The organism is Providencia sp. wls1914 (genome assembly GCF_009706645.1).
GTDB lineage: Bacteria > Pseudomonadota > Gammaproteobacteria > Enterobacterales > Enterobacteriaceae > Providencia > Providencia zhijiangensis.
The window spans coordinates 228,193-243,932 of record NZ_WLUN01000015.1; the positions used below are offsets into that span (position 1 = coordinate 228,193).

At 43.1% G+C, this 15,740-nt stretch carries 12 protein-coding genes and 2 pseudogenes; 10 read left to right on the forward strand and 4 right to left on the reverse strand.

What is annotated here, in order from left to right:
- Positions 1-22: 22 nt before the first annotated feature.
- Entirely contained in the window at positions 23-1,066 is a 1,044-nt protein-coding gene (locus GKR74_RS10135; RefSeq protein WP_006662897.1) for a rod shape-determining protein, read from the reverse strand.
- A 614-nt stretch (positions 1,067-1,680) separates the two neighbouring features.
- Between GKR74_RS10135 and acuI the strand changes: the two genes are divergently transcribed.
- From acuI to fis, 9 genes and pseudogenes are all read left to right on the forward strand, one after another.
- Positions 1,681-2,661 carry an acrylyl-CoA reductase (NADPH) gene (gene acuI, locus GKR74_RS10140; RefSeq protein WP_154603469.1) on the forward strand — a complete coding sequence of 327 codons (981 nt, stop codon included), beginning with the start codon at positions 1,681-1,683 and terminating at the stop codon, positions 2,659-2,661.
- A gap of 234 nt (positions 2,662-2,895) precedes the next feature.
- The gene (aroQ, locus tag GKR74_RS10145; RefSeq protein ID WP_154603470.1) at positions 2,896-3,360 is read left to right on the forward strand and encodes a type II 3-dehydroquinate dehydratase; all 465 of its coding nucleotides are present in this window, start codon (positions 2,896-2,898) and stop codon (positions 3,358-3,360) included.
- 18 nt (positions 3,361-3,378) lie between these two features.
- Entirely contained in the window at positions 3,379-3,849 is a 471-nt protein-coding gene (gene accB / locus GKR74_RS10150; protein WP_006659070.1) for an acetyl-CoA carboxylase biotin carboxyl carrier protein, read from the forward strand.
- A gap of 12 nt (positions 3,850-3,861) precedes the next feature.
- Positions 3,862-5,208, forward strand: a complete 1,347-nt coding sequence (accC, locus tag GKR74_RS10155) for an acetyl-CoA carboxylase biotin carboxylase subunit (protein ID WP_036956076.1) — start codon at positions 3,862-3,864, stop codon at positions 5,206-5,208.
- 176 nt (positions 5,209-5,384) lie between these two features.
- Positions 5,385-5,624: pseudogene (locus GKR74_RS10160) on the forward strand (DUF997 family protein); the annotation flags it as partial.
- A pseudogene (gene panF, locus GKR74_RS10165) lies at positions 5,617-7,098 on the forward strand (sodium/pantothenate symporter). The pseudogenes GKR74_RS10160 and panF, both read left to right, overlap by 8 nt.
- 157 nt (positions 7,099-7,255) lie before the next feature.
- A complete protein-coding gene (prmA, locus tag GKR74_RS10170; protein ID WP_154603472.1) occupies positions 7,256-8,140 on the forward strand; it encodes a 50S ribosomal protein L11 methyltransferase in 885 nt (294 codons plus the stop codon).
- 329 nt (positions 8,141-8,469) lie between these two features.
- Positions 8,470-9,447 (forward strand): tRNA dihydrouridine synthase DusB, encoded by a 978-nt coding sequence (dusB, locus tag GKR74_RS10175; protein WP_036956067.1) that lies wholly within the window; start codon positions 8,470-8,472, stop codon positions 9,445-9,447.
- A gap of 14 nt (positions 9,448-9,461) precedes the next feature.
- Positions 9,462-9,758, forward strand: a complete 297-nt coding sequence (fis, locus tag GKR74_RS10180) for a DNA-binding transcriptional regulator Fis (RefSeq protein ID WP_004258438.1) — start codon at positions 9,462-9,464, stop codon at positions 9,756-9,758.
- Between the two features lie 344 nt (positions 9,759-10,102).
- Here fis and GKR74_RS10185 read toward each other — a convergent pair whose 3' ends face one another.
- Positions 10,103-11,689, reverse strand: a complete 1,587-nt coding sequence (locus tag GKR74_RS10185) for a methyl-accepting chemotaxis protein (protein WP_154603473.1) — start codon at positions 11,687-11,689, stop codon at positions 10,103-10,105.
- A gap of 447 nt (positions 11,690-12,136) precedes the next feature.
- Here GKR74_RS10185 and GKR74_RS10190 point away from each other — a divergent pair, with 447 nt between their 5' ends.
- Positions 12,137-12,574 carry a DUF411 domain-containing protein gene (locus GKR74_RS10190; protein ID WP_132496611.1) on the forward strand — a complete coding sequence of 146 codons (438 nt, stop codon included), beginning with the start codon at positions 12,137-12,139 and terminating at the stop codon, positions 12,572-12,574.
- Positions 12,575-12,646: 72 nt separating this feature from the next.
- Here GKR74_RS10190 and GKR74_RS10195 read toward each other — a convergent pair whose 3' ends face one another.
- Both GKR74_RS10195 and GKR74_RS10200 read right to left on the reverse strand, forming a co-directional pair.
- Positions 12,647-13,894 (reverse strand): aromatic amino acid transporter, encoded by a 1,248-nt coding sequence (locus GKR74_RS10195; protein WP_154603474.1) that lies wholly within the window; start codon positions 13,892-13,894, stop codon positions 12,647-12,649.
- 64 nt (positions 13,895-13,958) lie between these two features.
- Complete coding sequence (locus tag GKR74_RS10200) at positions 13,959-15,362, reverse strand: tryptophanase (RefSeq protein WP_036956054.1); 1,404 nt, start codon at positions 15,360-15,362, stop codon at positions 13,959-13,961.
- Positions 15,363-15,740 lie beyond the last annotated feature (378 nt).

Consider the following 15,740-nt stretch of genomic DNA (forward strand, 5'->3'; position numbering starts at 1 on the left):
CTCCAGTTGCTTATGGCGTGATTTAGTCTTCGCTAAACAGGTCACCGCCGTGCATGTCAATCATCTCTAACGCTTTACCGCCGCCACGAGCCACGCAGGTTAAAGGATCTTCAGCAACGATGACCGGAATGCCAGTCTCTTCCATTAATAAACGATCTAAATTACGCAGAAGAGCACCACCACCCGTTAATACCATACCGCGCTCTGAGATATCAGACGCTAATTCTGGTGGGCACTGTTCTAACGCTAACATTACCGCACTTACGATACCGGTCAGTGGCTCTTGTAATGCTTCTAAAATTTCGTTGGAGTTCATTTTGAATCCGCGTGGCACACCTTCCGCCAAGTTACGACCGCGAACTTCAATTTCATAAACTTCATCAGTTGGGAAAGCAGAACCGATACCGTGTTTGATACGCTCAGCCGTTGCTTCACCAATTAAGGAACCATAATTACGACGCACATAGTTGATGATTGACTCGTCAAAACGGTCACCACCAATGCGAACAGAAGAAGAGTAAACCACCCCGTTCAGGGAGATAACAGCCACTTCAGTGGTACCACCACCGATATCGACAACCATAGAACCTGTCGCTTCAGAAACAGGTAAACCAGCACCGATTGCCGCTGCCATTGGCTCTTCAATTAAGAATACTTCGCGGGCACCTGCACTTAATGCAGATTCACGGATAGCTTTACGCTCAACTTGAGTTGCACCAACAGGTACACAGACTAAAACACGAGGGCTTGGACGCAGGAAGCTGTTGCTATGAACTTGCTTGATAAAGTGTTGTAACATTTTTTCAGTTAAGAAAAAGTCAGCAATCACGCCATCTTTCATTGGTCGAATTGCAGAAATGTTACCCGGTGTACGCCCCAGCATCTGTTTCGCTTCGCCACCAACCGCTGCCACGCTTTTTGGCGAGCCTGCGCGATCCTGACGAATTGCAACTACAGAGGGTTCATTTAATTTGACGCCTTGTCCTTTGACATAAATGAGGGTATTGGCCGTACCCAAGTCAATTGACAGGTCATTAGAAAACATGCCACGAAATTTTTTAAACATAACGAAAGGATTATCCTGCAAGCTGGGGACGAATAAAAACCCGTCTACTCTACCAACCACTTGAAGCTGCCTCAAGGCGTAAATCAATCACTTCATAAATATGGTTAATTCATCTATTTTCACATACTAAAATCGTACATGCTTCTATAACAAAACGAAGCAGATAAAAACCTCGAAAATTGCCCTTAATTCATATGCATCGAAAATAACTCATCATTCGCGCACAATAAACAGACAACCTCTGGTTGTTATATACTCCATCTTTGCGTTCTTCCCAGTGTGACAAGCGATTATGTCTACAAGTTCAAATAAAATTTTTATATTTTAATTATTGCTATACATCTAGCTTTTTAACAACAAAATAAGTGAACTTAAATTCACCTAATTCTATTATCAACTTAAAATTAAGCCATAACCATGTCGACACGCTGATGTATTAGTCAGAGTAGGACATTTTGCATGATAAAAGCCTAGTTATGCCAGAAAAAAATGCATTTTTACAAATTAATTACATAAGTAATAGCGTGAATACCATTCTGGCGTCAATGAAAACGATTTTACCTGTGTGTAAATTAAAAAAAACACTTATTTAATCATAAAATTAGGGGTGGATCATGAAAGCGCTCGTTCTACAGCAACAAGACGATAAAATCGTCCCAGAAATCCTCAATGTACCTACTGAGTCATTACCCGCTGGCGATGTCATCGTCGATATTCATTGGTCGACAATTAACTATAAAGATGCGCTAGCTATTAATGGAAAAGCAGGCGTTGTCCGTCAATATCCAATGGTGCCCGGAATTGACTTCTCAGGCATCGTTCATCACAGTGAAGATCCCCGCTTTCATATTGGCCAACACGTACTATTAACAGGATGGGGAGTTGGCGAAACACATTGGGGTGGACTCGCCACACAAGCAAAAGTCCCCGCAGATTATTTAACCCCTCTTCCTGAAGCATTATCACTGAAGCATGCCATGACCATCGGCACCGCAGGATTTACCGCCATGTTATGCGTAAATGCCCTTGAAGATGCGGGGATCACCCCTGAAAGTGGCGAAATTGTAGTAAGTGGTGCCAGTGGCGGTGTCGGTAGTGTCGCCACCCAATTACTTTCTTTATTAGGCTATCACGTTGTGGCGATTTCAGGTCGCGCAGAAAATCACGATTATTTACTGAAAATTGGCGCGAAAAGCGTGCTACCTCGCAGCGAGTTTACTCATCCAGCCAAACCGCTTGATAAACAACGCTGGGCTGGCGCTATCGACACGGTTGGTGGTGACGTGCTGGCCAATATCTTGGCGCAAGTGAATTATAATGGTGCGGTTGCGGCCTGCGGACTGGCTGGCGGGTTCTCACTGCCAACAACCGTCATGCCATTTATTTTGCGTAATATCCGTCTACAAGGGGTCGATTCTGTTTACTACCCTGCGGCAAAACGCCAAAAAGTGTGGGAACGCTTAGCGCAACTCTTACCTAATGCGTTTTATGAGCAAGTTAGCTGCGAAATTTCATTAGAAGAGTGTGTCGAGCACGCAAAAAAACTCTTAAAAAACGAAGTCACTGGGCGTACCCTAGTAAATCTTCAAAATTAAATCATCAACATTCGTAATTGTGTCGCCACAATGTGGATTACGGCACAATTTATAAAATAAATTCGGGTAATTTCTCTGATAAGACCAGTATTTTGCTGCTATATGCAACGAAATAATTATAATGCTCTTCCTTGTCAGTGGAAAATCTATTTATTTTTATGATAAAAGATGACAAACCGTCGACATCGCGTTATGTTGTCAGATTATTGACATATCGTCGGAGTTAGCAACACAATGACAGAAGATATTCATATTTTGCTCCTGAACGGGCCGAACCTAAACATGCTAGGTTCTAGAGAACCGGATAAATACGGGCCTCGCCCTCTAACTGAAATTGTATCGAACCTGATGCAAGAAGCAGAAAACTTAGGCGTGAAGTTGAGCCATTTTCAGTCAAATGCAGAGCATGAACTTATCGATAGAATTCATGCAGCACAAGGTAACGTTGATTATATAATAATCAACCCAGCCGCATTCACGCATACTAGTGTTGCTTTGCGAGATGCGCTATTGGCAGTTTGTATCCCGTTTATCGAGATCCACCTGTCTAATATTTATGCGAGAGAACCCTTTCGTCATCACTCTTATTTCTCCGATATGTCTAATGGAGTTATTTGTGGTCTTGGCGCAGATGGTTACAGTTTTGCATTACAAGCCGCGGTTAACCGTGTGCGACTAATTAATTCAATCCAAATATAAGAGTACGGAATCATATCCATGGATATTCGTAAAATTAAAAAGCTGATCGAGCTTGTTGAAGAGTCTGGCATTTCTGAACTGGAAATTTCTGAAGGTGAAGAGTCAGTACGTATCAGTCGTGTATCACCAGCATCTCAAATGATGGCTGCACCTCAACAGTTCTACTCAGCACCAGTTGCTCAACAACCTGCATTAGCTAACGCAGTTGCTCCAGCACAAGAAGCAGCAGCTCCAGCAGCACCTGCGGCAGTTTCTGGTCACCAAGTTCGCTCACCAATGGTTGGTACTTTCTACCGCTCACCAAGCCCAGAAGCAAAACCATTCGTTGAAGTTGGTCAAACTGTCAAAGTTGGCGATCCTCTTTGCATCGTTGAAGCGATGAAAATGATGAACCAAATCGAAGCAGATAAAGCTGGTGTTGTTAAAGCTATTTTGTTGCAAAACGGTGATGCAATAGAATTTGACGAGCCATTAGTTGTCATCGAATAACGGGGCGTTTCCATGCTGGAAAAAATTGTTATCGCTAACCGTGGGGAAATTGCACTGCGTATTCTGCGTGCATGTAAAGAACTCGGCATCAAAACTGTTGCGGTTCACTCCACGGCAGATAGAGATTTAAAACACGTGTTGCTGGCAGACGAAACTATTTGTATTGGTCCAGCAGCATCGGCAAAAAGCTACTTGAATATCCCTGCAATCATTGCAGCGGCTGAAATCTCAGGCGCACAGGCGATTCACCCAGGATACGGTTTCCTGTCTGAAAACGCTGACTTTGCAGAGCAAGTAGAACAATCAGGCTTCATTTTTATCGGCCCAAAAGCTGAAACCATCCGCCTAATGGGCGACAAGGTTTCTGCGATTAGCGCGATGAAAAAAGCAGGCGTTCCATGTGTACCAGGTTCTGATGGTCCACTGGGTAACGACACTGAAAAGAACAAAGCGATTGCTAAACGCATCGGCTTCCCAGTTATCATCAAAGCATCTGGTGGTGGTGGTGGTCGTGGTATGCGTGTGGTTCGTAATGAGAAAGATTTAGAATCTTCCATTAACCTGACCCGTGCAGAAGCAAAAGCCGCATTCAACAACGACATGGTTTACATGGAGAAATTCCTTGAAAACCCACGTCACGTTGAAATCCAAGTGATGGCAGATGGTCAAGGTCATGCTGTTTATTTAGCTGAACGTGACTGTTCAATGCAGCGCCGCCACCAAAAAGTGGTTGAAGAAGCACCAGCACCGGGGATTACCCCAGAAATTCGTCGTAATATCGGTGAACGCTGTGCGAAAGCCTGTATCGAAATCGGCTATCGTGGCGCAGGTACTTTTGAGTTCTTATTTGAAAACGGCGAATTCTATTTCATCGAAATGAACACCCGTATTCAGGTTGAGCACCCAGTGACCGAAATGATCACCGGCGTTGACTTAATCAAAGAACAGCTGCGTGTAGCTTCTGGTTTACCATTATCTGTGACTCAGGATCAGATCAATGTTCACGGTCATGCGATTGAGTGTCGTATCAACGCAGAAGACCCGCACACATTCCTGCCTAGCCCAGGTAAAATCACTCGTTTCCACTCTCCGGGTGGCTTCGGTGTTCGTTGGGAATCTCATATTTACGCAGGCTACTCTGTTCCTCCGTTCTATGACTCAATGATCGGTAAATTAATCACTTACGGTGAAACTCGTGAAATCGCGATTGCTCGTATGAAGAACGCGCTGAACGAACTGATCATCGATGGGATTAAAACCAACATCGAATTACAACAGATGATCATGAATGATGAAAACTTTGCCAAAGGTGGAACCAACATCCACTATTTGGAGAAAAAACTCGGTATTCAAGAATAATCCCCTGAATAATCGACATTTTCGTCATTAAAAACAAATACCGGAAAGCCAATTTCCGGTATTTTTTTGCCTATAAATGGCAGGATTATCGGTTTTATTACGCTATTTTTCACACTCCCCCTTCAGATTGTCGTACAATCCCCGATTATTTTTGTCAACATGAGGAGGAAAAGCGGATGGACAAACGTTTTCTTCAATCAAACAGGGAAGCTCGTTGGGCGCTATATCTGACTATTGCCTACATGATAGGTTGGGTACTTTGTGCTTATCTACCCAGTAACACACTTGGTGTTACCGGATTACCGTTATGGTTTGAATGGTCATGTCTGATTCTCCCTATCATCTTTATTTTGCTATGCATCATGATGGTTAAACTCGTATTCAAAGATATCTCGTTGGAGGAGAAAGATGCAGACTGAAGTTCTTCTGCCCTTAATCGGCTATCTGCTCCTCGTTTTTCTCCTTTCGCTCTACGCTTATAAAAAACGCACGAAAGGCGAATTTCTTAATGAGTATTTTCTAGGTAATCGCTCGATGGGCGGCTTTGTTTTAGCCATGACCATCACCGCAACCTACATCAGCGCCAGCTCCTTCATCGGTGGTCCCGGTGCCGCCTACAAATACGGGTTAGGCTGGGTACTCCTCGCCATGATCCAACTGCCGGCTATCTGGCTCTCTCTTGGCGTACTGGGCAAAAAATTTGCCATCTTAGCTCGCCGCTACAATGCAGTTACCCTTAACGACATGCTCTACGCCCGTTACCAAAGTCGTTTTCTCGTTTGGTTTGCTAGCGTAAGTTTATTAGTCGCTTTCTTTGGGGCGATGACGGTGCAGTTTATCGGTGGTGCGCGACTACTCGAAACGGCGGCCGGCATTCCTTATACCTACGGATTAATGATTTTTGGCGTATCAATCGCGCTGTATACCGCGATTGGAGGCTTCCGAGCCAGTGTCCTTAACGATGCTTTACAAGGGCTGGTCATGTTACTGGGTACGATTATTTTGCTGGTTGCCATTATCTACCATGCAGGTGGTTTACCAGCTGCCGTGGAAAAAATGCACGCCATCGACCCGAAATTAGTCTCTCCTGAAGGTGCCAACGATATCCTCAGCGGACCATTTATGGCTTCATTCTGGGTGTTAGTCTGTTTTGGGGTTATCGGGTTACCACATACCGCAGTGCGTTGTATTTCTTACAAAGACAGCAAAGCCGTCCACAAAGGTATCATTCTGGGTACCATTGTGATGGCAATCTTGATGTTTGGTATGCACTTCGCGGGCGCCTTAGGGCGTGCCATACTGCCGGATTTAACCATTCCAGACCAAGTGATCCCGACTTTGATGGTTCAGGTTCTTCCACCATTTGCCGCAGGGATTTTCCTAGCAGCACCAATGGCCGCAATTATGTCCACCATTAACGCCCAATTACTGCAATCTTCGGCGACGATCGTGAAAGATATCTACCTTAACGCGGCACCTGAACAAATTAAAAATGAGAAAAAACTGGCACGAATCTCCAGCTTCTCAACGTTGATTTTAGGCGCGTTATTGCTGGTTGCAGCATGGAACCCACCTCAAATGATTATCTGGTTGAATTTACTCGCATTTGGTGGATTAGAAGCGGTATTCCTGTGGCCACTGGTTCTTGGATTATATTGGGAAAAAGCCAATGGTACTGGCGCTCTGAGCGGCATGATTGTTGGCGGTGTTTGCTACGCCATTTTCGCCTCATTCAAAATTGAAATTATGGGCTTTCACGCCATTGTGCCATCACTGATCCTGAGCCTAATTGCCTTTTTGATCGGTAATCTTTTTGGCAAAAATCCAGTACAATCGGCACCAAACGGACAGGTAACTAGCACTCATTGATTTTGGCTTTACCTAATGTAAATGAACAAATGCAATGCTCTAAATAATTCGCGTTATAGCTAGGCGGCAAACGAGCTAATCCCTAGGAGCATACATAAGTATGTGACTAGGGTTAGCGAGCGCAGCCAACAACGCTATAACGTGAAGTATAACGAGCATTTTAAAAGAGAAAAAAACGATGCCTTGGATACAAATAAGACTAAACTCAAACGCAAAAGACGCAGAAGCCCTTGGCGATGAACTCATGGAAACAGGCTCCGTGTCCGTCACCTTCCAAGACAGCCATGATACCCCTGTTTTCGAGCCGCTTCCGGGAGAAACTCGCCTGTGGGGCGATACCGACGTTATTGGTCTGTATGACGCTGAAACCGATATGAAATGGGTGGTCGCTCAGTTAGAAAATAGCCCATTACTCGGCGCTGGCTTCGTTCATAAAATCGAACAAATCGAAGATAAAGATTGGGAACGTGAATGGATGGATAACTTCCACCCAATGCGCTTTGGTCAACGTTTATGGATCTGCCCTAGCTGGCGCGATGTGCCAGATCCTACCGCGGTTAACATGATGCTAGATCCCGGCTTAGCATTCGGTACGGGAACCCATCCGACGACTTCATTATGCCTTGAATGGCTCGATGGGTTGGATCTTGAAGGTAAAACCGTTATCGATTTTGGTTGCGGATCAGGGATCTTAGCTATCGCGGCATTAAAACTCGGCGCAGCGCGTGCGATCGGGATCGATATCGATCCACAAGCTATCCTCGCGAGCCGCGATAATGCAGAACGTAATGGCGTCTCAGAGCGTCTGTCGCTCTATTTACCCAAAGACCAACCCCAAGACCTTCAGGCTGATGTCGTTGTCGCTAACATCCTTGCAGGCCCATTGCGTGAGCTTGCACCGATGATCAGTGTACTGCCGCGTGCTGGTGGTCATTTAGGTCTGTCTGGCGTGTTAGCCAGCCAAGCTGAAGGGGTTGCTGATGCTTATCGTGCTGACTTCAATATTGACCCTGTTGCAGAGAAAGATGAGTGGTGCCGTATCACTGGTGTCAAGCATTTTTAATGGGTTTGCGGTAAAAATCAAAGAATAATTTCTTTGAAATTAATTGCAGAATGGATTATCTTACAGCTCAAATATTGCTCAATAGCTGGTGATAATCTGTTCTGCTCGAGAAGTGAGTCTTGGATATTCAACGTAATCGTTATTTTTAGCTCCTGTTGTTAAAAAACGCCTAACAACTTGTTAAATAACACTAATTTTATTATTTTATAAAAAGCAAGATAAAAAAGTTAGTGATAAATAACCGTTTGCTCAAAGTTTGTCCTTTCATATCTCGTAAAAAATGCGTAATATACGCGCCCTTGCAGTCACAGTATGGCCCCCATTTAGTTATGCGAATCGGACAATATCAGTTGAGAAACTGTCTTATTGCTGCCCCCATGGCAGGTATCACAGATAAACCGTTTAGGTCTCTGTGTTATGCGATGGGTGCTGGAATGACGGTATCGGAGATGCTTTCTTCTAACCCACAAGTTTGGAAGACAGATAAATCGAGACTCAGGATGGTTCACCGCGATGAACTCGGGGTACGTTCCGTTCAAATAGCTGGCAATGATCCCGATGAAATGGCCGCAGCAGCTCAAATTAACGTTGAGAGCGGCGCTCAAATCATTGATATCAATATGGGCTGCCCAGCTAAGAAAGTGAATCGTAAGCTTGCAGGCTCAGCCTTACTGCGTTATCCGGAGATTGTAAAATCAATCCTGGAAACCGTTGTAAACGCTGTGGATGTGCCAGTCACACTGAAAATCCGCACAGGCTGGTCACCTGAAGAGCGTAACTGCATAGAGATTGCCCAATTGGCCGAAGATTGTGGTATTCAAGCCCTGACCATTCATGGCAGAACCAGAGCCTGTCTGTTCAACGGTGAAGCTGAATATGACAACATTCGGGCAGTTAAGCAGACTGTTTCCATTCCGGTTATTGCCAATGGCGACATTACTGACCCGCTAAAAGCCAGGGCTGTTTTAGACTACACAGGGGCGGATGCCTTGATGGTAGGACGAGCAGCTCAGGGAAGACCTTGGATCTTTCGGGAAATCCAACATTATCTGGACACAGGTGAAATATTGCCACCGATGCCTATGGCAGACGTGAAAAGCATTATGTTAGGGCATGTACGGGAACTGCACGACTTTTATGGTCAAGGCAAGGGAGCCCGTATAGCGCGCAAACATGTTTCTTGGTATTTACAAGAACATGCACCTGATGACCAGTTTCGGCGCTCCTTCAACGCCATTGAGGATGCCAGCGAACAGCTGGAGGTGTTGGAAGCATTTTTTGAAAATTTTTGCGTAAATAAAAGATAAGAGCTGACAGAACTATGTTCGAACAACGCGTAAATTCTGACGTACTAACCGTTGCAACTGTAAATTCACAAGATCAAGTAACTCAAAAACCGTTACGTGACTCAGTTAAGCAAGCACTGAAGAACTATTTTGCTCAATTAAATAATCAAGATGTTAACGATTTATATGAGCTGGTATTGGCTGAGGTAGAACAGCCTTTGTTGGACATGGTTATGCAATATACCCGTGGAAACCAGACCCGTGCAGCCCTGATGATGGGTATCAACCGCGGAACTCTGCGTAAGAAACTGAAAAAATACGGCATGAACTAATCCTAGTCGGTTAATGCAGTGTTTTTAGAAGCCCTTTCTGATTTTAGAAAGGGCTTTTTTTGTCCCTTTCGATCTGAACACTATCCCCCTCCTTTCTAATACTTAGTTAAGTGCCCCTCTGCTGTTTAATTTTGTTCCCACTCCGATACATGTTACTACCTTGAAAGATAGCTACAGTCGACTGGGTTACGCGATAACAACCGCATCTGAGTGGCATTTAGCGGGGATGAAAGCCGAGAATTGGCTTAGCCATGTAAAACTTCCTCTATAAATAAAAAAACCCAGTACAAACGCAAATTCATACTGGGTTCAACCTACTAAGTTTTCTTGGTAATTAACATCTATTATGCAATCGCAACCTTGGAATCAGTGAATGTATGTCCATCACTGGTTAACTGAAACTTACTGACCGATTCCTGCAACTCTTCAGTTTGATGTTCTAATGAACTTGCCGCTGTTGCCACTTGCTCAACTAAAGACGCATTTTGCTGTGTCACACTGTCCATTTGGGTGATGGCAACACCCACCTGTGCGATACCTTTACTCTGCTCCTCCGAAGCTGTCGTGATTTGTTTCATAATCGCGGTTACTTCATTGATCCCTTGCAGAATATTACTCATTGTCGAGCCCATCTCATGCACCAAATGCGTGCCTTTCTCCACACACGAGCTCGATTCTGCAATCAACTTTTCAATTTCCATTGCTGCATCGGCACTGTGGCTCGCAAGCTTACGAACTTCGGCGGCAACCACCATAAATCCACGACCATGAACCCCTGCTCGCGCCGCTTCAATGGAGGCATTTAATGCCAAAATATTGGTTTGGAAACTGATGTCATTCATCATGCTGATGATGTCAGAGATTTTTTTGGCACTCTGGGAGATCTCATCCATCGTGCTCACCACTGACTCAACAATCGCATCCCCTTGATTAGCAACTACAAAGGCTTCAGCAGCCAATTGGTTGGCTTGGTGGGTATTTTCCACATTCAACTGCACTGCTGCTGTGATTTGCTCCATGCTGGCCGCGGTTTCTTCCAAGGCTGCGGCTTGCTCTTCCGTTCGTGATGAAAGGTCACTATTGCCGTTAGATATTTCTGTCGCACCGCGATAAATACTTTCGCTACCATTGCGGATCGTCAACACCGCATCACGTAAACTGTTCTGCATCTCTTCTAATAATGGGAAAAGTTTACCGACACAGTTACGACCAAATGGCTCGATTGGCTGACTTAAATCCCCCTTCGCAATCTTATCGAAATATTGGCGGATCAGCTCCAGCGGTCGTTGCATCATCTTAGCCAAATAGCGGTCAGTGAAGATCAAAATTAGCAAACCAAAAATGGTCGCGATGATAATCACTACTCGCGTCATATTCATGTGCTCATCAACCGCTTCCCGCGTGTGCTCAATCATCACATCCGCAGTTTGGTTAAACTGTGTGATAGCTGCGCCGAATGTGCGGCTCAATGCTGGCGTGACATTATGGGCATGCGCCAAATAAGCCGCCTTATCATCCCCCATGGAAATGGCTAATTGTGGTTTCACGCCTTCATCGAGCAGCGCTTGCCAGCTATTAATCACTTGGTCGGAAATGGCTTTATCCATCGGCCCCGGAGAAATGGACTTCATCTCCTCAAGATAACGCTCCATATTCACGAGTGCGTCTTTGACCAAGGCGTAATCCCCTTCCTTGCCCTCATTTTTGGTTTCCATCACGCGGGTTAAGCGAGTGACAAAACGAAAATACTGGTCATTGCCCTGACTCAGTACCGTCATCTGTTTCACCAGTTGTCGGTCAACATGGATACCGTCAGAAATACGCGATAAGGACCAACCGCTATACAGGCTTATGCCCCCAAGGTTTAGGCATAAAATGCCAAGTAGTACGAGCATCACAGCACGTATTGAATAATTTCGAAGTTTCTGCATGGAATTTCTCTTTTGATAAAATAAAATGATCTTTGTTTAATTTATCGGCGGTAAAAGAGAAAAATTTAATTATTTTCAATTGCTTTCTGACTTTTAGACATCAAAAAAAGTGCAAAATAATCCGATTAAAAATTAGCTTAATGATTGATTTTAGAGACATAATGCCTGTTTTTTATCCACAAACGTTCCATTTTTATACAATCACCCTATCTTCCAGTTTGTGATTGACCTCCCAAAGTATTGCTCTGTTTCTGTAAGAAAACACCATCATCAGGTTCTGTAAATATAAGCAAAAATCTGTTTTAGCTCTTGAGCTTCCCCCTACGGGAAGCTTTATGGTTCAGAAGTTCTATAAGAACTCGAATAAGAGAAATACAAACCTGCTTAAATTTCGCACCCTTATTTTTTATTTAAATAACAATATCTTATTTTTGGAGTAATACTGACATGAAAAAATTGTTATTCACTGCACTATTGGCGGCGTCATTTTCCTCTGTTGCAGCAAGCCAAGTTGTTGACCTGTACAAAGAAGAAAGTTGCGGTTGCTGCCATCTTTGGGGCGAAGCAGTAAAAGCAGCAGGTTATGACGTGAAAATTCACGATGTCACCTATCAAGAGATCGATAAAATCAATCAAGAAGCCAATTTACCTAACTCACTACGCAGCTGCCATACCGCCAAAATTAATGGCAAATTGGTTGTTGGTCACGTTCCTCTCGATAGCTTAGCGAAAATCAATACGCTACCTGATGACGTTGCAGGTATTGCTGTCGGAGGTATGCCAGCGGGCAGTTTAGGCATGGAGCAACCAAGCGGATTTAAACAAGCCTATTCAGTGATGAGTTTTAAAAAGGATGGTAGCCAATCCGTATTTGCTCGTTATTAATTTTCTATAAAAAAGGTACAGCAAACCCTCGCTGTACCTTTGGCAGTGATTACTACATCTTAATTTGAAAAATTAACGGTATATCGGCAATACATTAAACTGCGCTAACAACTGACAAATAATACCAACAACACCAAAGGCTATAACTGCATAGATTAGCCCTTTGCCTCCCCACACTTTAAACGTCGAGTTAGGGAAACGCTCTCTCACTTTTAATGCCATGACTGCCGGGCAAATAATTGCCCAGATACACGCCGCCATCCCCGCATAAGCAATCGCAATTAAGAAACCATTTGGGAATAACATACATAAAACTAGAGGAGGTATAAAACATAACAGTGCCGCTTTCATTCTGCCTGAAGAATTATCATTAAAGTTTAGTGACGCCAGAATGTAGTCGAATAAACCAATCGCAACCCCTAAGAATGAACAAAATACAGCACTAATCGAAAACCATAATAAGAATGTCGCAATATGTGGGCTGCTTAATACCGCATACAGTGACTCAATAAACGCATCGAGGTTTCCACCTTTATTAATTATGGTTAGGAATTCTGTTCGAGGTAAATTCCCCATGGTGCCCAATATCCAAAGGAAATAGAGTATTAAAGCCAGTACACAACCAATCACACAGCTTTTAACCACTTTACGTTCATTTTCATGATACAACTTATACAAACTACAGACGTTACCGTGATAACCAAACGAAGTGATGGCATAAGGAATAATAATAAAGACAAATGGCAGTAAAGATAACTGACTATCGCCTACTGGAGACGTTAATAATAAGTCAGTTTTGACAATTAAGAATAACCCTGAGAAAGCGAGAATAAATAAAACAATTTTAATAAATAAAAATAATGATGTTAATCTACTTGCCGCAATACCACTCCACCAAATACTTGCACCTAACAGTAAAGTGAAGATAACAAATATCACTCTTAGGTTAACATCAAATCCATATATTGCCGACGCTTCTTTGATAACAGATCCGGCCGCAGAAATATAAGCATATATCAATATATATAAAACAAATATTAATGCTGCATTGGCAATATAACAGGCCCATTTTGGTAATAATTCTTTTGAAATATAAAAATAGTTAGTGCCGGCTCCATATTTGGATATACATTCTAAAATATAGATCCCTGAGTGAAACATAAAGAAACAAACAATCAGTAATATTACTATCGAGTTAATAAACCAAGCTCCAGCCATAATGGTTGGCAAGCTAAACATACCTGCCCCGATCATGGCTCCGCCTAGCACAAAACCCCCTACCATTATGGAGGGTTCTTTCTTGGCTGCCGAATTGTTCATGTTGGTCACCTTAAAAATAAGGGATAAGGTTCCCGCATTGCACGGGAACCCGCAGAACTACCTATTATTTGATGGGTTTTAATCTTGCAGTGAAGTGTCTTAATACTGGTGGCTCATATTCGAAATCTAAACCTTTCAGCGTTGCGAATTTATCTTTCAAGCCAATCAGAGCATCTGCAATGTAATCCATATGGTCGTTGGTATAAACACGTCGTGCAATAGTTAAACGCATGAATTCCATATCAGCATGTTTTTGTTTGCCCGTTTCAGGATCACGACCTAATAGGAATGAACCAATTTCAACAGCACGAACACCTGACTCTAAATACAGCGCGTTAATCACAGCTTGCGCAGGGAATTGGTCACCTGGGATCTGTGGAACCAGTTTTTTACAGTCCACGAACACAGCGTGTCCACCAGTAGGATACTGAATTGGGATACCGCCTTCACGTAAACGGTCACCCAGATATTTCACCTGACCGATACGATAATGCAGGTAATCTTCCCCAGCCCCTTCTTCTAAGCCTTGTACCATTGCCGCCATATCACGACCCGCTAAACCACCATAGGTTACGAAGCCTTCCATTGGTACGCAGCGCTGTCTTGCCAACGTAAATATTTTCTCGTCATTCTTAATACAGACCAGACCACCAATGTTTAACAGTGGATCTTTTTTCGCTGACATAGTGAGCGCATCAGCGTATTTGTACATATCCAGAATGATTTCTTTAATTGTTGAATTTTTATATTTTGGATCACGCTCTTTGATGAAATATGCGTTTTCACAGAAACGTGCGGAGTCCATTACCACAAAGATATTATGCTGTTTCGCGATTTCATAAACTTCTTTCAAGTTATCCATCGCAACTGGCTGACCACCCGCACTGTTACAGGTGATGGTAGAAACAATCGCTACCACGTTTTCAGCACCATGTTTTGCAATATTATCTTTTAATTTTTGAATATCGAAATTGCCTTTCCAATCATCATAAGTTTCTGAGTCATAGGCTTTTTCGGTAACAATGTTAATCGCTTTACAGCCATTTAATTCAACGTGGGCAGCGGTAGTATCAAAGTGGAAGTTAGAAATAAATACCGGCTTTTTCGCGCCGCCTTGTTCTTGTTTCACTTTCAGTAAAACAGGGAATAACATGTTCTCAGCACCACGACCTTGGTGAGCAGGGATCACATAGTCGTAGTCAAACATCTCTTTAACTTTATCTTTTAAATCATAATAGTTACGAGAACCCGCGTACGCTTCATCACCCGTGATCATCGCGGCCCATTGGTGGTCGCTCATTGCGTTAGTACCGGAGTCCGTTAACAAGTCAATATAAACAGCACTACTCGGTAATAAGAATGGGTTATAACCCGCCTCTTTTAATGCCGCTTCGCGTTCTTCTCTTGATGGAATACGGATATTTTCTACCATTTTAATACGGAACGGTTCAACGATTCTTTTAGCCATGATAATACCTTTAATTTTTCATTAAATAATAAAAACAAAAATTCGAACTTATAAAAATAAGCGAATAGATCTTGAGAGAGAGAAAAAAGAAAGGTTATTTATGCGGAAAGAAAAAGGCCAAAGAAATATCAATATTGAACCATTTCTTCAAATAGAAGAAGCGCCTCGACATTAACAACTCACTTAAAAGAAACATACTATGACTCCCATTAGCAAGGAATTAGTACAACCTTGAGTATGGTATATAACAATTCTTAGATAAAGATAATAGCAATTGTCTATTATTTGTACCTGCATCACAAAAAGCGTTAAATCCCACTCCACACTATGATTAGGGTCACAATATTATTTATCTTAATAACCATTAAATAAAGGTTA